The following is a 21,828-nucleotide window of genomic DNA, read 5'->3' as shown; positions in this document are numbered from 1 at the left end:
ATATACACTCCTCTAAAATTGAAATATAAAGGCGGATAACGCACAAATCTTATCAAAAGCTAATCATTAAGGTGAACAGCCACATGAATAAAAGACCGGATTGTTCTTAAATACACCGCGATATGTTGCTGGGCAGTCAGGTCCGAAGCCACAGCATTTAGGCAGTTGGTAACAGCCAATTTCCGCTTGAATCTGCACTTGCTCTTGCTGGGAAGCATTTGCCTGAGTAGTTTTCTTCTCATTCATAATTTAATTTCTCCTTTCGATTTAATTTGTTACAACTATAAAAGTGAGTTATGTACTAGATATAACAACCCAATATTTATAAGTTTATCGTTTTCCTCCCCCTTTTATTAAAGCTGCATACATGAAATGCCCATATTGATGTTAGACTAAAAAGTGGACACCGAGAGACGAGAAGCGAGAATAAAACCAAATTCATTCGAGGTGCCAAAAGAGCAGTGAGCGAAAGAAGCGAAGAAGTCAGGTCGAGCAGAAAATTAGGCAGCTGTTCCTTCAATCCAGGATCGTGAAGAATACCAAGCGACAACGAATTCCAAATATCAGATGCCCGTCCATGAAAAACACCCGAACCAGCAGTTTTCTGCTCAAACGCCAAGGGAAGTATGGATGAAGGATGGTTTTACCTGCCCAGCGTCATGGATCCTGTATACCCGACAGGTTGTGGGCTTCCAAATGGGATCTTGGATGACAAAGGAACCGGTCCTTTCAGCATTGGAGCGTGCTTACCAGGCTCACCGTCCTGCCAGTGAAGTTCTGCACCATTCGGATCGGACAGTCAGTATGCGGCTCAGGAACACCAGAAAAAGCTTGTGGAATACGGCATGAAAGGCAGCATGAGCCGAAAAAGGAATTGTTATGACAATGTCTGCGTTGAATCGTTTCACAGCATTTTGAAAGAGGAACTCGTGTATTTGGAGCATTTCAAAACTAGAGAGGAATATATAAGTTTTACTTGGAGTTCTACTGCTTGAGGGAGGGAGTTCCTAATAAGTAATGACGCTTTTTCTTGGAAGCCACTAGTGTTCTAACGTCTTACGTCCGAAGTGTTTAACTTGAACTTAAAACATGCCTAGAGACTTTCTAAAATCGTGCAATTATAGACATAGGGTGGTTGTGAGAAAAATACTTTCATAAGACCATTCTACAGAAGTTTTGCGGTGAGAGAGCAACTCATGAACTGATTCTCTTGTATGATTGTAATTATAGTTATATTTCACATTAATCAGGTCATGAGTCGTTTTTTCTTAGTAGGCGATAAGTTTTTAATTATAGATCAACTTATCCAAAGCTCTTTAACAAATTCAGCATTCCGTTTCCTTCTATAGCTGGATTTCCAAAGAGCAGCGAACTGCTTTTAACTAATTGAGCATAAATTTCTGGTTCAGTAAGATCCCTTTTGAATAGGATTCTGCCTTCTTCGATGATCAATGCTAATGCACCAGCAACGAAGGGGACTGCCATAGATGTACCACTAAAAGAAGCATATTTATTATTAAGGAATGTGGAATATATGTCTTCACCCGGAGCGACAATGTCAAGTTGTTCGTTTTTGTTGGAAAATTTTGAAATTAATTTTGTTGCTCCGATAGACCCAACTTCTATGACTTCATTGTAAGCACCGGGATATCTATATTCCCGATCACTCTCCCCATTCCCATCATTTCCGGAAGCAGCGACTATAGACAAACCGTGTCCCACTGCATAGCGAATAGCGTCATGCAGAAGAGGATTGTCTTTTTTGGTACCCAAAGACATTGTCATAATGTTAACTCTTTCTCCGTTGGGCCCTCTCCATAATATTGCGTAGTAGATAGCCTCAATTAAATTATTAATATCTCCATCTCCGTCATTGGTTAACGTTTTTAAAATGAGAATGCTGGCTTGAGGGGCAACTCCAATGTTAACTTTTTTATTGTTAGCTGCAATAATTCCTGCAACATGAGTCCCATGTCCATTGCCATCCTGATAGTTATGCGGATCATTGTCATAGTTTGAAGTGAAATTTCTCCCACCAATGATGTTGTTTTGTAGATCTTCGTGCTTCATATCTATTCCGGTATCCAACACAGCAATGACAACATTAGATCCAAAAATATTCCGCTTCCAAAACTGTTCAGCATGAATTATTTCTAAACCCTTGTTTTCTTTGTTTGTAGCAGTTTTAATATTATAGTTTGGTAATCCTATCGATTGTATTTTCACTCTATCTCACATCCATTCTCTTTTGTTAATTAAGAAAGTGTCAGTGATATTAAAAAATACAACTAAAGTTTTAAAATTAAAAGTCGGTCATTCAAGGAACGTGTAACAGAAGCTCTGACATTGAGGCATGCATTACATTCACCCCCAGAACACATGTGCTCATTGATAAAACTCAAAGTCAAATAGTCGATGTCCCGTAAGGGTAACTGCTATGATAATGCTCAATGGATACAAAAAAGATGACTCCTGATGAAAGCCATCTTTTTGAAATCTGAAGAGTCTTGGTAAAAAACCAGTCGCCCATATATGAGATTCAGTTCAGGTAAAACACGGCCTATTTCCAACAGCTAATCACTTTTTATCTGATACTTCTAAATCGGATGCTGCCAAGGAGTGGGGATGTTATCAGTATCTTTAAGTTATCATTGTTCTATAAAATTTTAATTTCCATGGAAGCCGAGACAGCCTGCTTAATAAATAGGGCGATCCTTCTGGTCGGCAATACCGCTTTTACGGTAGAAATACGTATTGATCCGATCCCGCCATTCTTTGGCATGCTCTGCCTGATGCTCCAGCCGCTCCAGCACCTGTTCATACATGGTATCATTCAGTTGCCCTCGTAGACTAACCCATGTGTCTCGAAGATGGGCCGCACGTTCTGCACCTTCAAAATGGGTATCATAAATGTGCTGTATGATAGTTTGGCCGGAATGGAGCAAGTGTGTATAAGGAACATGGTGAAAGAATAAGAGCAGCTCATCCGGACAGGTGTCCGTAGATTCATAGATATCGGCATGGGGAGCAAAATATTGTCCTGCATAGCCGGTCCCGGTTGTGGTCGTGCGATCTACTCCAATCCCTCGGCAATCAGCAAAATGGTAGGTTCCCCACTTGGAATATTCGTACCCGTCTACATCCGGCCCATAGTGGTGATCGGGACTGACCATCCAGCCGACCCCCAGAGGGGCGGTGTAGGATTCGTAGATATTCCATGAATTGAGCAGCATCTGCTTAATAGTAGAAATTAAATCTGGGTCGCCTTCGCTATTCCCTTGTCTGCCAAACGTCAGCCGAACCCACTCATCAGCGATTTCTTCCGCAGACAGCTCCGGGTCCCATGCCAGTCGACCATAGCCATAAAGATTGGACTGGGCGAGCAAATGTCCGGTCCAATTGGTGTCTGCACCAATATTGGATACAGCGGCTATTCCATAGTTGGTAGGTTTGGGAGAATGCAGGGCGCCACTCACAATACGCTTGATGGTGGAGCCTTTTCCTTGGGCGTAGGTATCAAAATCCAATACTTCCTTCCATTGCGGAACAAGGTAACATAGATGCTTCTGTTGGCCGGTGTACTCTTGCGCAATCTGAAATTCCAGTAGCACCTGAGTGGCTTCCAGCCCACCGAACAGGGGGGAGACAGGCTCCCGCACCTGAAAATCCATGGGACCATTTTTGATCTGTAAAATGACATTCTCCCGAAACAGCCCATCCAGTGGTTTAAAATGGTCAAAGGCTGCGCGGGCCCGATCCGTCTTGCGATCGCGCCAGTCCTGCTTGCAATTGTAGACAAAGCAGCGCCAAATCACACGTCCGCCATAGGGCTGCAACGCATCTGCCAGCATATTGGCTCCATCGGCGTGATGGCGCCCGTAGCTGAACGGTCCGGGCCGATTTTCGGAATCGGCTTTGACCACAAAACCACCCAGATCAGGAACGGCGGCGTAAACTTCCTGGGCTTTGGTCTGCCACCATTCAGCTACAGCTGGTTCCAAGGGATCGGCTGTAGTTAACCCGCCGAGCTGAATAGGACTGGCATAGTTAATGCTCAAGTAGATCTGTATGCCATAGGCGCGGAATACCGCAGCTACTTTGGCCACATCCGGTAGGAATTTATCTGTAATCAGCTCGGTTTCTACCTGATGGACATTCACATTGTTAATGGATAGCGCTTGAATGCCTACAGAAGCGAGTAGACGGGCATAGTCTCGCAGGCGCTCCATATTTGCAGTAAAGGCATTATTGTCGTAGAAAATGGACCCACCCGCATACCCGCGTTCAATACTACCATCCATGTTATCCCAGTGGTTGATCATACGGATGGGATTAGCTGGATTAGACAATAGGTCTAGAAGGGGAGCGTGCAATGATTCCTCGGCGGCGGGTTTCAGTTTGCCGTCTAATCCTCCTTGAAGGTAGCGCAGCAGATGAAAGACTCCATACAATACGCCTTTGGAGGTCTGCCCCGCGACTATAACGTACGGTCCTTTGAACTCATCGTTACTGTGCAAAGCTGAATATGCCGGATCTGGCATCTCTAGCCCGCGAATTCGGTAGCCTTCCGCGCCCACTTCTGCCTGTTCCGTCGCACTGAATCGTTCTGCGACCAAAGGATGCGTTGGGAACGTACCCAGCGCAATGAATGGCGCATTTACAGGAACGGTGCTGATTTTCGGCTGCTGTCCAAACATGGAGGTCAATCCGTGCTGAAGCTCACTCGCAGCCGATTGAAGCACTTCATCTGTCTCATGGACCACGATGACCCTGCACCAAGCGGGCAGCTTTTGTACCTTACTATTGCGGCTGTAATGCAGCCAAGCCGCATAGCCGCTTTCTTTTGGCATATCCATAAGCTTGCTCATATTGGAGCCTCCTTTTGGGCAGGTGAAGATGATCCTCAGACATGCTGTTTCTGATCCTGACTCATATGCTCTGGGAGAGTCAGACGGTTGCCGTTGCCTTCATACAGCCACAAAATAGCGGTAACTCCGCGCGGATAATATTTACTGCCATGGGCAATGCCCGAGAGTATCTGATCGCTCCAGCACCAATAGGATTCTTCAGGGTGAAGGAGCCATGAGACGTGGGCAGCGTCTGCGGCCTGCCCAGCTTCTTCCCAAGGCAGTTCCAGCAGCTCGCGGGCAATAAACTGTGACAGATAGATTTTGCTCAGCCAGGAGTTGTTACTGGTCGAGGACAGCTTCCAGCCTCCGTCTTCAAACAGACAAACTCCCGGTACCAGCACAGTTTCCAAATGACGCCGCAGTGCTTGGATATATCCACCGAACCGTCCATCAGACTTAAGCGCAGCCTCACATCCTGTAAAGTAAGGAAAGATCAGCCCCTCAATGGCAGGAATAATCTGCGAGTCATTACCTTCCTGAATAACTGCTGGAATATAGCCCTTGTCTGTCATATGTGCTGTGATCGCTGCTGCGCATTTGTCTGCCTGTAAGCCAGCCTCCTGTGAAAGGGAGTTAAGCCCTTTTGAGGCAAATATCTTTTCCAGAGCAACATATACCGCCCAGCATTTGCTGCCCAGATAGATGTTGTTGCGGGACTGACCCAGAGATACGTCCAGACTGTCGTAGGTCGTAATTTCCGCGCCTCCCCGGGTTCTAGAGCTGTCCAAGCCCATCAAGCCGTTTCGTTGTGCCGGGTCGGGGTGATCCCGTCGTAGCATGCTTTCGAAGCAGTCACACAAAACAGGTAGCATACGTGTCGTAAATGACTGATCCTGTGTCTGCTCGATATATACCGTGACGCAGCAAAGCCAGTTCACCAGTTCCTCGTGGCTCATGTAAGAGAAGCAGTCGTCAATCCCTGCCAGCTCATAACAGGAGTATCCCTGCCGGGAGAACACGTTGGCTACGCCCATATCATGGGTAAACGTGATACCACCGGGATAGGTCTGTTCCTCTCCCGGAAAGCGTACCTCATCCCGATAGCTGTACCTTTGGACAAACCACTCCAGCTCGTTGCGTACCGTCCATGGATTCAAAATCAATTCATAATAAAGCTGATCCGCCGTCAGATCGAGGGTATTCATCATCCGATACTCGCCTTCGTTCACAATCCAGATCGGTTCTCCGTCCGCTTGGTGACTCAGCAGTTGAGTACTGCCGTAGTAGCTGTGGATCGCCTGAGCGAGCATAAATTTCTGGTCCGGGCTCAGGTCTGCCGACTCCATCCAGCGATTAGCCTGAACACAGGCTGCAGTTAGGTCTGTAAAATGCTTCAACGCATAGTTTCCCACGTCCTCAATATCCTTGAACAGCTGGGTATAGTAATACGACGCTTCGATGCCTGTTGTCACAATGCCGCCGCGATAGAAGCATATGGCGAAGGCATATGTGCGCTTCTCACCTGCGGGAACGTCCATCAGGAGCGCACCCGTCGTGCCCAGGCCAAAGGATAAATTCTCGGCCATGGTCTCCCCAAGCAGCTTCTCCATTGCAAATCCGCTGGCAGGTACTGCTTCGCTGCTGTTGGTCACAATGGCTGTACTGCGCCCTTGGCCGATGCCTGTGAGTCTTTCCTCCAATGGGGTAGAATCCGTAGTGTCCCTGCGCGGATCTTCTCCTATAATGCGTATGCCGCTATACGGATCACTGCCCTGATAGCCGAAAAAAGCTCTTCGCGCTGCAGTCCCCTGCGTGTTATCGACGGTTAGCTCGGCGAATACCGCCGGAACCAACGCTGCTCGCAGTTCATCCATACCTGCAATTCCCGGCTCGGGTACCGGGCGAACAGGAGAGTACAGCCGGAACGTCAAATCGCCGGCCTGCCATGTATCCGTTCCTACTTTTAGCTCACGGGTAATGTCGGAATCAGCAAAGGCCATAAGCTGCGGTTCCGTTCGTTTACCCTTTTTCTCCACGTCGTAGCGGGCACTTTCATCCTGTGTGGATGCAAAGAAGGGAAGCGCCTCGTATGATTCGCCATCTCTGGATTGCAGCCCGATATATACATTTTCGTCGGCAGGCTTGCCCAGCTCCAAACCAAGTCCGCCGCGATTACCCTTAAACCCAAGTGTAAAGCTGGAAAAAGAACCGATAGGTGCATGCTGTGTGTTATAAAATATATTTTTCGACATATAATGAAACCCCTTTCATGATAAAGTTCAACTTTGATTAACTTCACTTAGAGCCTAGCATGTCATGTGGTGGGGAACCATTGTCAAATCGCTCAACTATTTATCCAAATCGCGCTGAAAGCGATATACTGGGGTATATCCATGTAAGTAAGCCAGGAGGGAAAACATGTCGTCACCACGTTTACCGAAGCGTCCCCATCATCCGGACCTTACAGCTGCCGGAGAGGAATTCTTTTTTCCCGATGTGCGGACCACAGTCAATCTGTTTGCCATTCATACACGAAGTGTGGGAAGAGAGTGGAGCTATCCGCCACACGAGCATCCTCAATATGAAATTAACATCGTGCTTGCGGGAGAACAGATCACGGTTGTGGATGGTCGCAGCTATACCCAGCGACAGGGTGATCTGGTGCTGCTGCGTCCGGGGATTGTTCACTCCAGTCATAGTAACGGAGAGGGATTTACGTATTTTTGTATGCATTTCGACATTGATGATAAGCTGTTTCTCTCGCTGCTGAGTCGTCTGGAGCAGGTGCTGTTTCCAGCTGAAGGCACAGTGGCAGGGCAGATGGGACCAGCGCTGGGCAAGTTGCTCGATCTTTCAACGCCGGAAGACATAGGAATTGGTAGTGATTCGGTGGCAAAGCGAATGCGGATTCAATCTGCTGTGTTTGAACTGTTCGCAACGTTGTGGGAGGCTGTATCCAGCGAAGCCGCTCATCTGCCGGGGCGTGGATATGTGCAGGCAGAGCTTGCCCATCAGATTGCCAGTCGTCTTCAGGGCAGAGTGAATCAGCCCTATGGGCAGGCTGGCTCGGTGGAAAAACAGGATGGGATCGAGGGGATTTCATCCGAGCTAGGTATTAGCGTATCCCATTGTAATCGTGTATTCCGTAGTGTTTTCGGCGTTTCTCCCCGTGTATATCTATCCGGGCTTGTGCTGCATGAGGCCAAGTTGCTGTTGGCTGATCCGCAATGGTCGGTGCAACAAATTGCCGATATGCTCGGCTATGGGGATATTGCGCATTTTAGCAGACAGTTCAAGCGCTGGTCGGGCCAATCGCCGACATCCTATCGCAAAAGCTCGGTGCAGGAAAGCCCATCTGAATAAAAATAAGTATTCCTTTAAAATAGTTATGATATGATCCCCATAGAGTAGCTGAGAATAATACGAATTTACATAATCAACATGCTTAATAATCAAATAGAGGAAGAGGTTCAGGCGTTTTTTGAAAAAGTCGGAGCATTCGACCATCTGTTTACCACCGGGGTGGGTATAATGAGGGAATCGCACATGCTGTGTTGTATCTGATGACGAACAAGTTTACCACCGGAAGCGTGCTGTTCCCAGATGGCGGTTATACGTTGATTCAATTCGCAACGAAGTGCAGATTTCATTCTGATCCAATCCGAAAGGCAGGAATAAATCATTAAACAAAAACCGGTTCAACCCCATACAAAGTGGTTGACCGGTTTTTTTTATGATAACAGGCTTGGCCCTCTTGCAACTTTTTAGTTTTGCACATCTAACCTTTTATATTTTCGAAAAATACGTGGATAAATTACTCTAGTCCCGATACATACCATCGCCAGCATGGCGAACAGCAAACCGCTCCACAGCGTCCCCTGGATGCCCGCTCTGGCAATAAACCATCCCCCTGCCAGCGAGCCCAGTGAAACCCCCAGGTTAATAAACGAGATGTAAAGACTGTTGGCAAACGCGGGAGCTTCTTTGGCCTCATCAATCACCCAAATCTGGGCGACAATCAGTCCGCTGGTATGAACGGCCCCCCACACAATAATGATGAAGAGCGTAGGAATAAATGAAGAACTGATCCCGTACAGCAGCAAATAGGTGCCCCCCAAGACTACTGGATGAAAAAGAGCGGTGCGAACCTTATGCAAGCCCATGAGCTTGCCAGCCAATAGATTGCCGAGCATTCCGCCGATGCCGAAAATAATAAGCAGAAAACTGATAACATTGCTGCTCATCCCTGTGTTTTGCCCCAAATATTCGGCAGAATAGCTATACACCGAGAACATGGCTGCAAATATAAAAGTAGCTGCCCCGATATTGAGCCACAGCGGTATTTTACGCAAAATGCCAAGCTGCTTCCGGTAGGAGAACATTTCGGCTTGTGGTGTATCCGGCAGCATGAATAAAATACCAATCCCTGCAATCCCATTCGCTACCGCAGTAAACCAGAAGGAGGCCTCGTATGAAATTTGATTGGCGATATAGGCCGTAATTGGAATACCGAGTACCATTCCCATGCTCGTGCCGAGAAAGGCCTTGGCGGAAGCTTGCGTTGCCTTTTCCGGGGGATACAACGCAGTAGCAGCGACAAAGGCAAGCGAGAAATACACCGGGTGAAACAGAGCCGGAATGATACGTAAAATCACTAGTATATAAAAGTTGGATGTATAGGCTGACAGCAAGCTTGTTATGGCAAAAACAAACAACGACATTGTCATGATTCGCTTGCGGTTAAACCTGGACATCAATAGCACCATGAAGGGACCGAACAGCGCGATGACCAATGCAAATGAACTGACAAGAAACCCGGCCTGAGCTGCCGTAATATGAAAACGTTCAATGATGACCGGCAAAATGCCAACCACACCGAACTCAATCGTGTATACACCAAATAGGCCAAGTGCGATGAAAAGCAGAGGCTTACTATATTTCATTAGTTTCATTCCCTCTCCATGTCCTCCTACTTTACGTCCTTGATTTTGCATGCTAATATTTCATTAAATCATAAAATAATAAGTCAATACTCGAAATAACACACAATAATAATTGTATTTTTGCAATATTGCCTTGAACTTAAGGAGATGGATTTGATGGACCAAGTGGATCATAAAATTTTGTTGTGTCTACAAAACCAGGCGCGTATCTCCATGACCGAGCTGGGTAAGGAGGTTGGACTTTCCCAGCCTGCCGTAACGGAAAGAGTACGGCGCATGGAGGATAAAGGTATTATCACCGGATATCGTGCCACAGTTTCACATGAGAAAGTTGGAAAACCGATCATGGCTCACGTGCTCGTGCACACGAATCAATGCAATTCATTTGTTGAGTTTTGCCAATCTGCACCTGAAGTCATTGAGTGCCATAGAATCAGCGGCGAGCAAAATTACTTACTGAAAGTCATGGTTGAGTCTATGCTCAAGCTGGAGCAGTTCGGGGATGAGTGTGGAAAGCATGGGCACTCTACCACGTTAATTGTCCTGTCCTCGCCTGTAGACCATAAACATGTAACCCCTACTTTATTAGACCCTATTTGAGCTACCGTAAATGGCTTGGCAAAGCTCGGTTGTAAACGGACCTGACATCCCTTCAAATGCTGTATTGGTAAAGGCGACCACACTGAGTCTTAGTGCGGGATCAACGAACCACGAATGACCATAAGCTCCTCCGAGACGCCACGTTCCGGGTGATTCTGCTGTTCCGCTTTCATCGGGATCTTGGAGTACGGTGAATCCTAATCCAAAACCCCGCCCCGGCCAGCCTGCCAAGGGAAGGCTCCCGGTCTGGATGGTGCCCATTTCGCGGACCCATTCCTCTGAAAGTAACGGATTGCCGCCGTTTCGCAGTGTTTCCAGCAGTCGCATGAAATCTTTTGCGCTGCCAATCATACCCGAGCCACCAGAGTGGAAAGCCGTGGGATCAAAGGCTCGTGCAGGCTGAAAACGAAGTCCTGCGGTGCCTTCAAAAACCTGCGCAACCTCAAGCTCACGCATTCGCCGGGGTTCTGATATATCGTTGACATAAGGAGCCGCAAGCCGTCCGGCATCCGCGACCGCGAAACTGGTGTCGTGCATACCGAGAGGTTCGGTAACGAGCTTTTTAACAGCTGCATCAAGGGTTATGCCACATACACGGCTAATGATAGCGCCGAGCACATCAGTAGCAATCGAATATCCCCATGCTTTACCCGGTGTATATAACAGAGGCACAGAAGCCAAACGTTGCAAGTTCTCCTCCAGTGTAAGATTTGAAAAATCCATGCCATCTGATACGCCTGCACGATGATAGGGACCCCCGCCTTCTTCCTCTAAAAAGCCATAGGTCAACCCGGCAGTATGTGTCAGCAATTGGCGTACTGTAATGGAGGGCTGCTCACGACTGATTAATCGGGGGCGAAAATCGGGCAACCAGCGTTCAATAGATTCATCGAGCTTAATCAATCCTTGGGCTGCCAAAACCAAAGCCGCAGTAGATACAATCGGTTTGGATACAGAAGAAAGCCGAAATAAAGCATCCTCATGCATAGGACGTTGTTCTTCTCGATCAGCCAGCCCCGCCGCTCGGACATACACGGGTGAACCATCCATATATATCATGACGACTGTGCCGATCAGACGCTTTTCGGCAAGGGTTTGATCTATAACTGCATTTACACGTCCGTCCAGACCAGCTTGTATCGCAAAAACTCTATTATCCAAACTCATAAATATCTCATCCTCTCTATGATCCAGCGGTTACCGCTTGATAGAACTTAGTTTACAGGATGGGAAGAAGACATTACATAAGGTAACAAAGGTGTTCAGTGAGTATTTACGTTAAAATAAAATTATATTAAAGGCATGACCTTGGATTTAAATGAATGGGACTTTACAAGAAGTTATGCCGCGTTTTATAGCATCTTTTTAAGTTGAGATATGTTGAAAATAGGCGGTAAAATTTACAACAAAGAGGGTTTTGTTTATTGAGGATTGTATCGCGTAATAAGTTGGCTTGCTTGGTTGTCTTAGGAGGGGGTTTGACCGTAATTGTTACGGGTTTTGGAGGGGATAAGGAGCCTTATAAACTTCCCGATAAGCCCAAAGAGACTGCTGTCTCGACATTTTCAGAATATATGAACGCTTCTATGAGTCGCGATTACAATAAGATGCTTTCACTGTCTGATGATTATCGCTTTGAAACAGAACGGTCGAGTTTGAGCCTGACAAAGTAGACGACAATTTAGAAGATAACTTCAAGTGATTTTAGTTTTTCAATTTTCTAATCAAACGATCCAAAACGTATCCAATAAGATACCAGAAAACTAGTGTAGTGAAGTAAACAATGGCTATGGGGATGTCTGCTTCTCGCACAAATCGAAATGATTCATACATCCAAACCAACGGGCTAACGATAGCCAATAGCATATTATAGTCGTCGTTCCCCATAATATTTACAGTAATAACTAGACACGAGATTAGGACTAGCCAAAAACGAAAAGATTTCATTGCCTATACCTCCAAACCAATATTGTATCAATTTATTACCACGTACCAGCTTAGATTCTGGTCTTTATTAATGTAAGAGGAAAAGAACGCATGCAAAGTCAATTCGATCATTTTTGTTCATCAGGGATATCAAAAAAGAAATTTGTTGGATCAACTGGTTTTTGCCCTGGGTTTATCTCTTTCCCAGTATTGTCAATGAGATTGTAACTGATTTCTCCAACAGCGGCCATGAAATTAAAATGGGTTATTCGCCCTTGAATTGTAGGTTTCTGGCCGTCTTGTTCCACTAATTTATAAGGCAAAAAGGATAGACCACTGCTCTCCCTTTTGGTTGAGTCAAAACGTGCTGTCCATATTAATACACTACAATCGTTGCTGATTTTATAGTATGAAATAACATCCATCTCCTGAATAAAAAACGAATTTGATTTGCCTTCAGGAAAATAATAGTCTGTGTTCAGATTTTCATACCCTTTGGGTGTATATTCTTTTAAATTGCTAACTTTGGGAAGTTTGATTGCTGCTCCTCTGGATACATTAAGCTTATCCGAAGTATATTTGTTTTTTATTTCATTGTTTGCTTTCGCTACATAGGCCGTCTGTGATTTTGGATTCCAGGAGACATACGCATTGGATGAATCAGCAATGAATCGGAGAGGGACCATAATCCGTCCGTTTTTCAATGTAGTGACAACAGGCAAGGTTATACTTTTTGAACCAAGCGTTGCACTTTTCTGCCCAACTTTTAATAGTGTTTTTTCACCGTTACGATCTATTGTGACTGTCTTGGTGCTATTATTCCATGTGATGGATACACCAGGTAAACTTTGAACAGCGTTTAATGGGACCATGGTAATCCCATGAGATTGGTAAGTTTCATCAGAGGATACAATTGAATTATTAACGATAATATGTGTCGAAGAAGCTTGTGCTGCTCCCGCACCTAAAGTAAGACCTAAAATAGATATGCAGGCTATTTTTGAGACAGATCTCATATTCTATACCTCCACAATTGTATTTGTTGTTATAGACGAATAAAAAAGCTGAAAGCAGCTTTTATTCCAAATTTATTTAATAAAATGTATTAAAAAGAACGATATTTAAATCACTGATAGTTACTTGCAAAATAAAAATGCTGATCAAGAATAAACCGACAACTGTATGATTCAGTGAATCGGTTTATTCTGTATTTACATCGGATTGTGTCCACAATGTCAATTCGATGTGTATTGCACCTCAAAACGGAACCCGTCAGTAATAAACTGTTATTATTTTTCAACAGACTTTAGCAAGACGATGAACAGCATCCTGATCGTAGCGGCTTCTTCGGATTCTTTTTCTCTACACTTTTTTCACTGGACGTAGCACTGCGTAGCCATATCCTTCCGGGAAATGCCGCTGATAATCTTGCTTCGTTTCCTCATCCCATTCATACCCCAGGCTGCTAGGGTCAAAGTCCCAAGCCTTCTCCTCCACCATTCTCATAACGTCTCCATTATTTTTTAAATAATTGAAGGGTGGGTGGAAAAACACCAGGTAATCTGATTCGGGGATGTCCCGGCACTTCATTCCTGCGGGAATCTCTCCGGCGTAGTCAGCGGCAACCGGTATTCCATAGAGATATCCCTTCTGACCATCCTGATAGAACCAGCCCGCAGTTTGGCCCAATTGTTCGGGAAGCTTGAGATGAGACATGCTTTCCAATGTTCCGCAAATTTCATCACAATTGTGACCGTTTCTCCAGAAATCACCGTAGTTTCGAGAAGAAGTATCCCAGATTCCAATAAATTTGTGTGCTGGTATATGCTCGATTTTGACTTCAGCTTCTTGCAAATGATCCTTAACCATCTTATCCCGCTCCTTCAAATGGTAATGATAAGGAGAGAACACCTCAACGCGAATGGCTAACGGAATAGGTCGGGGCTCCTTCTGGTATACAGCCGGAGTTACCTCGAATGCTTTTACAAATGCCCGTGTAAAAGCCTCCTGTGAAGAAAACCCATACTTTATTGCAACATCGAGGATGCGGACATTGCCATCTCGGAGTTCTAGCGCGGCACGGCTAATCCGGCGCATCCACACATAATCCCTTAACGTTATTCCTGTAAGGGAATGAAACTGTTTTGTACAGTAGTAAGGGGAGTAGCCTAACTGATTGGACATTCTCAACAACGAAGGTGCTGAAGTAAGATTATTATCAATCCAATCGATCATAAGCTGAACCATTTCGTTCCATTCATACACGAGCGTTCCCTCCTTTCGACTCCATCTTAACAGCCGGAATGCAGGAATATTTGACTTGAGTTGCATGTGTTTTTTTCTCTTGTTCTGCTTTACTCCTCTACATAGCGGATATATGGGTGTTGAAAGTACCTTTGATCAGACACGAAATAATATTGTTTGCCTATAACCAGAGGAGGGATCGCGGACTTTGAGGAAATATATAATTCTTTATATCCACCTCCGTTAAAAGTATCTCTCTGTATGACCAAGTAATCATCTGTAGTTTTAACTAGCTTAGCGATTTCTGTCGAGTGATGACCTGAATAATAATAAATCCAGCTGAAAATTAGTGAAAAAAATATAATTTTTAAAATAGTTGCAGCCGTTTTATTTTTTGTAATCAACATTCGCACCAACCTCCCATAATCCATTCTTTCAGTTGTAATAAAATATGTATGATTGGTTATTTAACCTGTTTATGTATATTGTATGGTGTATGATCCGATGTTGAAAGTAACTTTTACACAAAAAGCCTATCTGCCGTTCTTCCGGCAGATAGGCTTTTATAACATAAACGTCAACTTACTTTGTGTTTATACGCAGTCTGTGCCTCTTCATAGGAATGCACCGACGGCATAGCTTTATTGTCAATTATTTTTACGTTGGCGTGCGCGAGCCTCGCCGCCTTTGCGGCCTGCTTCTTCCCTGCTCATTTTCCCGTCGCTATCACTTTGGTCTGAATTGCCACGGGCTTCGCCGCCCTTGCGTCCGATTTCCTGATAGAATTCCTTGTCATGGTTTTTGGAAGTGGCTTCGCCGCCTTTTTCACCAATTTCCTGGTAGAAGTCCTTGCCATGATTTTTGGAAGTGGCCTCGCCACCTTTTTCGCCAATCTCTTGGTAAAATTCTTTGTCGTGATTTTTAGCAGTAGCTTCTCCACCTAGACGTCCTGCTTCTTCGCGACTCATTTTGCCATTTTGGTTGTTGTTAGCCATGTTCAATCACTCCTCATCGAATTTTAGTAAAGCGGGTACGTGTATCTATTAACCTTTGTGTCAGGAATTAAACATGTCCCTTTTATTTTGCCAAATAGCAGATAACTGGGGATATTCACCTGATTAGCGTTCCCATGCTTCGGTGTGCAGTTGTTGCTGGCGGTTAAATAATGCCGGATAAATGAACAGGCTGAGCAGCACGCTGGTCAAAATAGCAGAGGTCATGGTGGTAAATACGATGAGCAATTGCAAACGCACAGCGGCAATCGGATTGGCACCTGCGATGATTTGTCCGGTCATCATGCCGGGAAGCTGGACAAGCCCCAGCGTTTTCTGCCCCTCAATGGTTGGGATCATACTGGAACGTATGCAATCCTTGAGTATAGGGAAGATGGCTTGTCTAGGCGTGCCGCCTAGTGCCAGAATGAGCATGATTTCAGGCTTGCGCAGCAGGACTTCCGACTTGAGCCGGGATACCAGCAGACTGGACAAAATCATGGAGCTGCCAATGATCATACCGCTAATCGGAATCATATATCGGGCTGTCGCCGGAATAATATGCAGGCCAATGAGGAATGTCTGTGTAACGATTTCCACACACAGCAAAGTCAGGAATGACTTCCACATGAGACCGGGGATAAATCGTCCTTTGCGCGCAACATTTTGTGAGGCTACGGTAATCATGAGCAGAATGAATAATACGATAAATCCGTAGCTTTGCATCCCAAAAATCAAATGCAATACATATCCAATCGCCAGCAGTTGAACGGACGCTCTGATCGTGGCGATGATCATGTCTCGGTCCAGACCGAGTTTGAAGGATTTGGACATGACAATGGCGATAAATACAAAACCGAGAGAGAGAATCAAGGCAACAATCGTCATACCCATTCTCCTGCTACAAACTTGCGGGTCTCACTATGCTGTGGAGCATTAAAAAACGTTTCCGTATCCGCTTGTTCTATCAGTCTTCCGTCGATCATCAGCCATGTTTCGTGGCCTATCCGGCGGGCTTGTTCCATATGATGCGTAATCCAGATCATCGTTGTTCCCTCTTCTTTGTTCATTTGTAGCAGCAGTTCCTCAACCTCTTTGACCGAGGCAGGGTCCAGTGCAGAAGTAATCTCATCCAGCAGTAAAATATCCGGGCGGTTCGCAAGCGTCCGCGCCAAGGCCAAGCGTTGTCTTTGTCCGCCAGACAGTTCCTGCGCCTTCTGTTCCAACAGGTCGCGGGTGAGCCCTACGCGTTCCAACAGGCTGGCAGGATCATCCAGAACTGTACCGTGCAGCCGTTCTACGGTTTGGAGATTGTACAGGACAGTTCCCTGAAGCATGGGGGCATCCTGAAAAACCAATGCGACTTTCCGTCTCAGTTCAGGGATCTCCCACTCCGATATAGGTTTGCCGAGGACACGGATTTCCCCTTCATCCGGTGTCATTAGGAGGTTACACAGTGAAAGCAACGTGCTTTTACCAGACCCCGATGGACCGACCAACGTGGTGATTTTGCCGGGGGAAACTTTTGCGGTAATCCCGTTCAGAACCGCACGTTGTTGTCCAGACCCGGTGAAATATTTGATGATGTGGTTAAATTCAATAGCTGGAAGTGGTTTGGGTTCCATAGATATAGCTAGCTCCTTTGTAGGGGATCGAGAAAGGTATCAGATCCGTTCTATGATCTTATTTTTTATTATATCAGTAATGACTGCTATGCTCTTCTGTAAAGATTCGATGCAGGTTGGCTGCGGTAAACGGCATTTTCTTTGTATAAACTAACAGGATTAGTTAAAATAGAATCTGGATCGATTCTGTATATGTATAAGGAACCGAATTACATAGAAATTCGATGAAAGGAGGCTGGATGATGTCGCCTAGAAACGGAGTAAAGCTGCAAGATATTCTGCGGGCTGCCGAGGACATTGCCAATGAACAAGGGATGGGGGATGTCACGCTCACCACGCTGGCGCAAAAGTTGCACATTCGCCCTCCGTCCTTGTATAACCACGTGGACGGATTGAACGGACTGCGCCAAGTACTGGCATTGCACAGTCTCGAACAGTTGGAGGAAGCTTTGATGAGCGCAGCAGTTGGTAGAGCGGGCGCAGATGCGCTAACCGCTATGGGGAAGGCGTATATGCGGTATGCTCGCAAGCGACCCGGTTTGTATGAAGCGATGCAGTATGCAACTGATCGAAATGATACCGAAATGAGGCAGGCTGCGGATCGCGTGGCCGAGCTGGTCATTACCGTCCTGTCCAGTGGTTATGGCTTTAAGGAAGAAGATTGCATTCATGCAGCGAGGGGATTCCGTAGCCTGCTTCATGGATTTGCCTCGCTTGAACAAAAGGGCGGGTTTGGTTTGCCTGTGGAGGTGGATCGGAGCATAGAGGTGATGATGGCTACCTTTTTGGCAGGTCTACGTGTGCAGCAAGAACGAGATGGTGAGCTGACCAAAGAAGTCTGATTTCAACCTGATGCAGCTAACATGATTGCGTCGCAGACCCGAAGGGTAAAATACATCTGTATAATGTAGATGAGAGACTCTGAATACAGGGGGGATATGAGTGAACGTACTGGTGATTGGCGCAAATGGAAAAGTAGGCAGACATCTTGTTCGTCTACTGGGGCAAAATAAATCGCATCGTGTAAAGGCGTTGATCCGCCATTCGGATCAGGCTGAAGCGCTTGAACGTTTGGGAGCAGAAACGGTGGTAGCTGACCTCGAAGGGACGGTTGGTGAAATTGCCGAAGCTATAAAAGGTAGCGATGCTATCGTATTCACGGCAGGCTCCGGTGGAAAAACAGGAGCGGATAAAACGCTGCTCATCGACCTGGATGGAGCAGTCAAGGCGATGGAAGCCGCCGAACAAGCAGGTATCCAACGCTTCGTTATGGTCAGCGCCCTACATGCGGAGAAACGGGAGCAGTGGCCCGAATCCATTAAACCATATTATGTGGCGAAGCATTACGCTGACCGCCTGTTAGAAGCGAGCAACCTGGACTACACGATTCTTCGTCCGGGTGGCCTGACGGATGATGTGGGCACCGGCAAAGTTGCTACCGGTGAGGATTTCACCAGCCACACCATTTCCCGTGAAGATGTGGCGGCAGTGGTCATAGCAGTGCTGGAGGAACAGCAGACGTATCATCGTTCAATTAATCTGGTGTCTGGCAGTACGCCTATTGCTGAGGCAATCCGGCTGTAATTACGGATGAAGTTGTTGGATCCATTTCTTTTGGGAATGTTTCTTCAAAGCTGTCTTTTTTCTCGTATAAGTTGTACCAAGTTTCTGCAATGATATCTGGATCTCCTGACATCTCGATATCACCATTCCCAAGACTGGGCAAAGGGAGCGTGCAGGAAGATTCGTATCTAAGACTAATTTTTGCTTTGAGAGGCATCCACGGAGGCAGAGTTCCGGGGATGCTTTTTTGCTGTTTTTCTCAGTGTGATCGTCCCCGTAGTAGTCCCAAGCTCCAACTCCGGCTGAATAGCAGCAAAAACAGTTGCTTAAAACTAATTATATTAATTATAATACTAATATAATTAGTTTGTGATGAAGACAAGGAGATGAGCTGAAATGCGTATTGTTCAGGTACAGCATCTGTATCAATTGACGTTTATGCCCCGGCTGTTCCCGGTGAACTGTTATTTGGTGGAGGAGAAAGAGGGGCTCACCTTAGTAGATGCCGGATTGCCATACAGTACCCGTGGTATAGAGCAGGCTGCGGCGCGGATCGGGCAGCCGATTATTCGAATTGTACTTACCCATGCCCATGGGGATCATGTGGGTGCGTTGGATAAGCTGAAGGCAAGGTATCCTGACGCGCAAGTATTCATTTCAAGGCGGGACGCACCGCTGCTACAGGGCGATGTATCGTTGGAGGCAGGGGAACCGGATACTCTAATTCGGGGCGATGTACCGAAGCATATCCTTACCCAGCCTGACGTTTTACTGGAGGATGGGGATCATGTAGGTTCGCTGTTGGCGATCAGCGCACCAGGACATACGCTGGGTTCGATGGCATTTTTGGATACTCGTACCCGAGCGTTAATTGCAGGCGACGCCATTCAGACCCGAGGAGGTATAGCGGTATCGGGAAGGCTTAAACCGCTGTTTCCTTTTCCGGCACTGGCTACCTGGAACAAGGAAATTTCGCTGAAAAGCGCCAAAAAGCTGGCGAGTTTCGATCCATCTTTATTAGCTGTCGGTCACGGCAACATGCTGAAGCATCCACAATCTCAGCTGGAAAGGGCGATTATGGAGATGGAACGACAATCTTCAGTGTGATGATTCCGTATTCAGCCAACATTCAGCCAGAACTCACAAAGTCCTAAGCTAAGGCAGATACAATATGGGAAAATAGAAACAGAGAGAGGTGCATCGGATTTGAACGTTTGGAAAGCGAACGGTCTGAAATATATACTTCTATTTAGTCTCATATTGTGTGCTGTCGCTAGTGTCGTTTCGTTATGGGGTTATTCAGGTAGCTCCGCGTCCCAGTCTGCGGCCGTTAGGCAGGGCCCATCCGGCGGGTTCGGGGGAGGAGGCGGACCTGGCGGAGGTATGAGGGAGCCGGATTCAGCGAACAGATCTGACAGCAAGAACCAGGGAACGACAGGCCAAGCTACCGACTCCGACTCATCCACTGAGGGGACATCGACATCGGGTGACCAAGGTACAACGGCTGGAACGGATACGTCTGCATCGAACAGCAGTGGTGCCGCCAGAGACGGACAGCACAGAGGCCTCGGAGGCATGTCTGGTAACGGATCTGGAACGGGCATGGGCGGTCCTGGCGGTGGTATGGGCGGTGGAAGAAGTGGGAGTTCCTCATCTGCTTATGCGACTCCGCTGGCGATTTTCGCCGCTTTGTTCTTCGGTGCGTTCGTGTTTATCGCGTACCGGTTTCGGGCTCGTGTATGGAAGCTCGGGGAACGTAATCGAGGACTGATGCTGTGGACTGTGCTGGGTGTGGGTTTCTTTTTAAGAATGGCGATCGCCCCATGGATCTCGGGTCACATGGATTTAATGCTATTCCAGAACTGGGCTACGACAGCAGCGGATAGCTTATCGGGCTTTTACACGAACGGATCAAGTGATTATCCTCCGTTCTATATTTATATTTTATATGTGATCGGTCAAATCAGCTCTACGGATGCTTTCAGTCCCTATATGTCCGTACTGCTGCGGCTTCCCAATATATTAGCCGATATTGTGACAGCGTACATGCTGTATCGGTTGGCAAGCAAACGGGTCGGCTTTGGAATAAGCCTGGGATTAGCTATATTTTACGTGTTTAACCCAGCTGTATTTATCAATTCGACCTTCTGGGGGCAGGTAGATTCTTTCTTTACTATGCTGATTGTGGGCATGATTGTGCTGCTTGTGGAAAACCGGGTCGGCTGGTCAGCCGTATTGTTTACGTTAGCCGTATTGATGAAGCCGCAGGGAATTATTTATGGGCCTGTTCTATTCTTTGAGCTGCTGAGACAACGTAAAATACAGCCTTGGCTGTTGTCCATGGGCGGTGCTGTTGTGACGACCATTCTGGTCATATTGCCATTCTCGTGGGGGCAAGAGCCGTTATGGCTGCTTGACCTATACAAGGGAACGGTCGGCGAGTATCCGTATGCTTCGGTGAACGCGTATAATTTCTTTGCACTGATTGGTGGCAATTATACGCAGGACACTACAACGTTGTTCCTGTTCAGTTACCATACGTGGGGTATGATCTGCATTGTGTTGGTGACTCTATTTACGTGGTGGATGTATATCCGCAGTCGCAAACCACAATTTGCAGCGGCAGCTGCATTGGTACTCATTGCAGGTGTATTTACCTTCGCTTCCAGCATGCATGAACGGTACTTGTTCCCTGCGGCGGCGTTAGCTGTACTGGCGTATCTGTATTTGCGAGACCGCAGATTTTTATGGCTTGCAGGTGGATTCAGTCTTACGATTTTCCTGAATACCTTTGATATCTTCTATAGCTCCAATTCTCGGGATCAATACGGTATTATTTTGTGTGTGACATCATTGTTGAATGTGTTGTTGTTTGGGTATTTGGTCAAAGTAGTGTGGGATTGCTCCAAATCGACCACGATTGAGACTGCTCCTTCCACAGACAGAGTTTCGCCAGAAGTTCCCTCAGCGCGGCCTGCATGGGGAGCGTCTTCCCAAGGCGTGAACACGACAATTGATCGTTAGTGGAGTATAAAATACGGTAAAAAACCGCCTTTTAACGAAATGGAAGTGGTTGATAGATCAA

At 46.4% G+C, this 21,828-nt stretch carries 21 protein-coding genes and 1 pseudogene; 9 read left to right on the top strand and 13 right to left on the bottom strand.

What is annotated here, in order from left to right:
- Positions 1–66: 66 nt before the first annotated feature.
- Positions 67–246, bottom strand: a complete 180-nt coding sequence (locus tag ACWA2B_RS06065) for a hypothetical protein (protein WP_342434634.1) — start codon at positions 244–246, stop codon at positions 67–69.
- Between the two features lie 321 nt (positions 247–567).
- Between ACWA2B_RS06065 and ACWA2B_RS06060 the strand changes: the two genes are divergently transcribed.
- The gene (locus ACWA2B_RS06060; RefSeq protein ID WP_449291805.1) at positions 568–849 is read left to right on the top strand and encodes a hypothetical protein; all 282 of its coding nucleotides are present in this window, start codon (positions 568–570) and stop codon (positions 847–849) included.
- A gap of 453 nt (positions 850–1,302) precedes the next feature.
- Here the strand turns inward: ACWA2B_RS06060 and ACWA2B_RS06055 are convergent, their stop codons facing one another.
- From ACWA2B_RS06055 to ACWA2B_RS06045, 3 genes are all read right to left on the bottom strand, one after another.
- Entirely contained in the window at positions 1,303–2,226 is a 924-nt protein-coding gene (locus tag ACWA2B_RS06055; protein WP_342434633.1) for a S8 family peptidase, read from the bottom strand.
- 470 nt (positions 2,227–2,696) lie between these two features.
- Complete coding sequence (locus ACWA2B_RS06050) at positions 2,697–4,868, bottom strand: alpha-glucuronidase family glycosyl hydrolase (RefSeq protein WP_449291804.1); 2,172 nt, start codon at positions 4,866–4,868, stop codon at positions 2,697–2,699.
- Between the two features lie 35 nt (positions 4,869–4,903).
- The gene (locus tag ACWA2B_RS06045; protein ID WP_209947623.1) at positions 4,904–7,102 is read right to left on the bottom strand and encodes a glycoside hydrolase family 52 protein; all 2,199 of its coding nucleotides are present in this window, start codon (positions 7,100–7,102) and stop codon (positions 4,904–4,906) included.
- A gap of 166 nt (positions 7,103–7,268) precedes the next feature.
- Here ACWA2B_RS06045 and ACWA2B_RS06040 point away from each other — a divergent pair, with 166 nt between their 5' ends.
- Together ACWA2B_RS06040 and ACWA2B_RS06035 are read left to right on the top strand one after the other, a co-directional pair.
- Entirely contained in the window at positions 7,269–8,213 is a 945-nt protein-coding gene (locus ACWA2B_RS06040) for an AraC family transcriptional regulator (RefSeq protein ID WP_341071381.1), read from the top strand.
- Positions 8,214–8,356: 143 nt separating this feature from the next.
- Positions 8,357–8,467: pseudogene (locus tag ACWA2B_RS06035) on the top strand (SDR family oxidoreductase); the annotation flags it as partial.
- Between the two features lie 147 nt (positions 8,468–8,614).
- Here ACWA2B_RS06035 and ACWA2B_RS06030 read toward each other — a convergent pair.
- Entirely contained in the window at positions 8,615–9,793 is a 1,179-nt protein-coding gene (locus tag ACWA2B_RS06030; RefSeq protein WP_341071907.1) for an MFS transporter, read from the bottom strand.
- A gap of 156 nt (positions 9,794–9,949) precedes the next feature.
- Here ACWA2B_RS06030 and ACWA2B_RS06025 point away from each other — a divergent pair, with 156 nt between their 5' ends.
- The gene (locus ACWA2B_RS06025; RefSeq protein WP_029518733.1) at positions 9,950–10,393 is read left to right on the top strand and encodes an Lrp/AsnC family transcriptional regulator; all 444 of its coding nucleotides are present in this window, start codon (positions 9,950–9,952) and stop codon (positions 10,391–10,393) included.
- Here ACWA2B_RS06025 and ACWA2B_RS06020 read toward each other — a convergent pair.
- Positions 10,379–11,560, bottom strand: coding sequence for a serine hydrolase domain-containing protein (locus ACWA2B_RS06020; protein ID WP_449291803.1), 1,182 nt, complete (start codon positions 11,558–11,560; stop codon positions 10,379–10,381). The two genes, ACWA2B_RS06025 and ACWA2B_RS06020, sit on opposite strands and share 15 nt — an antisense overlap.
- Positions 11,561–11,871: 311 nt before the next feature.
- On the opposite strand from ACWA2B_RS06020, the gene ACWA2B_RS06015 reads away from it, so the two are divergent.
- Complete coding sequence (locus ACWA2B_RS06015; protein WP_340957347.1) at positions 11,872–12,066, top strand: hypothetical protein; 195 nt, start codon at positions 11,872–11,874, stop codon at positions 12,064–12,066.
- A 381-nt stretch (positions 12,067–12,447) separates the two neighbouring features.
- Here the strand turns inward: ACWA2B_RS06015 and ACWA2B_RS06010 are convergent, their stop codons facing one another.
- The 6 genes from ACWA2B_RS06010 to ACWA2B_RS05985 all read right to left on the bottom strand — a co-directional run bounded on the left by ACWA2B_RS06010 (position 12,448) and on the right by ACWA2B_RS05985 (position 17,180).
- Complete coding sequence (locus tag ACWA2B_RS06010) at positions 12,448–13,335, bottom strand: copper amine oxidase N-terminal domain-containing protein (protein ID WP_341040278.1); 888 nt, start codon at positions 13,333–13,335, stop codon at positions 12,448–12,450.
- A 346-nt stretch (positions 13,336–13,681) separates the two neighbouring features.
- Positions 13,682–14,584 carry a helix-turn-helix domain-containing protein gene (locus ACWA2B_RS06005; protein WP_449291802.1) on the bottom strand — a complete coding sequence of 301 codons (903 nt, stop codon included), beginning with the start codon at positions 14,582–14,584 and terminating at the stop codon, positions 13,682–13,684.
- 89 nt (positions 14,585–14,673) lie between these two features.
- A complete protein-coding gene (locus ACWA2B_RS06000) occupies positions 14,674–14,970 on the bottom strand; it encodes a hypothetical protein (RefSeq protein WP_029518727.1) in 297 nt (98 codons plus the stop codon).
- A gap of 240 nt (positions 14,971–15,210) precedes the next feature.
- The gene (locus tag ACWA2B_RS05995) at positions 15,211–15,558 is read right to left on the bottom strand and encodes a KGG domain-containing protein (protein ID WP_029518726.1); all 348 of its coding nucleotides are present in this window, start codon (positions 15,556–15,558) and stop codon (positions 15,211–15,213) included.
- A 123-nt stretch (positions 15,559–15,681) separates the two neighbouring features.
- A complete protein-coding gene (locus ACWA2B_RS05990) occupies positions 15,682–16,443 on the bottom strand; it encodes an ABC transporter permease (protein ID WP_029518725.1) in 762 nt (253 codons plus the stop codon).
- Positions 16,440–17,180 carry an ABC transporter ATP-binding protein gene (locus ACWA2B_RS05985; RefSeq protein ID WP_165145761.1) on the bottom strand — a complete coding sequence of 247 codons (741 nt, stop codon included), beginning with the start codon at positions 17,178–17,180 and terminating at the stop codon, positions 16,440–16,442. Before ACWA2B_RS05985 ends, ACWA2B_RS05990 begins: the two co-directional genes overlap by 4 nt.
- Before the next feature lie 242 nt (positions 17,181–17,422).
- Here ACWA2B_RS05985 and ACWA2B_RS05980 point away from each other — a divergent pair, with 242 nt between their 5' ends.
- The gene (locus ACWA2B_RS05980; RefSeq protein ID WP_449291801.1) at positions 17,423–18,022 is read left to right on the top strand and encodes a TetR/AcrR family transcriptional regulator; all 600 of its coding nucleotides are present in this window, start codon (positions 17,423–17,425) and stop codon (positions 18,020–18,022) included.
- Positions 18,023–18,122: 100 nt separating this feature from the next.
- Positions 18,123–18,764 (top strand): SDR family oxidoreductase, encoded by a 642-nt coding sequence (locus ACWA2B_RS05975; protein WP_165145767.1) that lies wholly within the window; start codon positions 18,123–18,125, stop codon positions 18,762–18,764.
- On the opposite strand, the gene ACWA2B_RS05970 is transcribed toward ACWA2B_RS05975, so the two are convergent.
- Positions 18,739–18,960 carry a hypothetical protein gene (locus ACWA2B_RS05970; protein WP_449291800.1) on the bottom strand — a complete coding sequence of 74 codons (222 nt, stop codon included), beginning with the start codon at positions 18,958–18,960 and terminating at the stop codon, positions 18,739–18,741. The two genes, ACWA2B_RS05975 and ACWA2B_RS05970, sit on opposite strands and share 26 nt — an antisense overlap.
- Positions 18,961–19,139: 179 nt before the next feature.
- Between ACWA2B_RS05970 and ACWA2B_RS05965 the strand changes: the two genes are divergently transcribed.
- Positions 19,140–19,850, top strand: a complete 711-nt coding sequence (locus ACWA2B_RS05965) for an MBL fold metallo-hydrolase (RefSeq protein ID WP_449291799.1) — start codon at positions 19,140–19,142, stop codon at positions 19,848–19,850.
- 99 nt (positions 19,851–19,949) lie between these two features.
- Positions 19,950–21,767: a glycosyltransferase 87 family protein gene (locus ACWA2B_RS05960; protein ID WP_449291798.1), complete on the top strand. Its 1,818-nt coding sequence runs from the start codon at positions 19,950–19,952 to the stop codon at positions 21,765–21,767.
- Positions 21,768–21,828 lie beyond the last annotated feature (61 nt).

The sequence above is a fragment of the Paenibacillus sp. CMM36 genome, assembly GCF_053570945.1.
The sequence above is the reverse complement of the archived record's forward strand: the minus strand, read 5'-3'. Positions and strand labels throughout refer to the sequence as shown.